The 1,078-nt window shown below is 64.7% G+C and carries 1 protein-coding gene and 1 pseudogene; both read left to right on the top strand.

The features are described from left to right. The coding region (locus ACWDR3_RS47840; protein ID WP_450358956.1) for an ABC transporter permease at nucleotides 1-888 on the top strand (888 nt) is incomplete at its 5' end. A 4-nt stretch (nucleotides 889-892) separates the two neighbouring features. Further along, nucleotides 893-1,078: pseudogene (locus tag ACWDR3_RS47835) on the top strand (sugar ABC transporter ATP-binding protein); the annotation flags it as partial.

Here is a 1,078-nt window from a genome sequence, read left to right as displayed (position 1 = left end):
GGCAGTTCGATGGCGACGGTGCTGTACCAGTCGTCGACGATCGGCATCATGGCGCTGCCGGTGGCGCTGCTGATGATCGGCGGCGAGTTCGACCTGTCGGCCGGTGTCGCGGTGATCAGCTCGGCGCTCACCGCGAGCATGCTCAGCTACCAACTCACCATGAACGTGTGGGTCGGTGTGATCGTCGCGCTGCTCGTGTCGCTGGCGATCGGCGCGTTCAACGGCTGGATGGTCGTCAAGACCGGACTGCCCAGCTTCCTGATCACTCTGGGCACCTTCCTGATCCTGCAAGGTGCCAACCTCGCCATCACGAAGCTGGTCACCACCAACGTCGCCACCGACGACATCAGCAACATGGACGGCTTCGACCAGGCCAGGAAGATCTTCGCCTCGTCCTTTGACATCGGCGGCGTCCAGGTCAAGATCACCGTCTTCTACTGGCTGGTCTTCGCGGCCATCGCCACCTGGGTGCTGCTGCGCACCAAGTACGGCAACTGGATCTTCGCGGTCGGCGGCAACAAGGACAGCGCCCGAGCCGTCGGTGTCCCGGTCACCTTCACCAAGATCTCGCTGTTCATGCTGGTCGGCTTCGGCGCCTGGTTCGTCGGCATGCACCAGCTCTTCACCTTCAACACCGTCCAGTCCGGCGAGGGCGTCGGCCAGGAGCTGATCTACATCTCCGCGGCCGTCATCGGCGGCTGTCTGCTGACCGGTGGCTACGGCTCCGCGATCGGCCCGGTCTTCGGTGCCTTCATGTTCGGCATGGTCCAGCAGGGCATCGTCTACGCCAACTGGAACCCCGACTGGTTCAAGGCGTTCCTCGGTGTGATGCTGCTCGGCGCCGTGCTCATCAACTTGTGGGTCCGCCAGTCGGCGACCCGGAGGTGACCCCATGACATCCATTGACAAGTCCGGCACCCACGGCGAGATCATCCCGGACACCGTCCCCGAGAAGGGGGCGAAGGACGCGCCGCTCGTCGAACTCCGCAACGCGGGCAAGTCCTACGGCAACATCCGCGCCCTGCACGGCGTCGACCTCCAGGTCTTCCCCGGCCAGGTCACCTGCGTCCTCGGTGAC

It is taken from the genome of Streptomyces sp. NPDC001002, from assembly GCF_053599215.1.
This window is presented reverse-complemented; position numbering and strand designations above follow the sequence as displayed.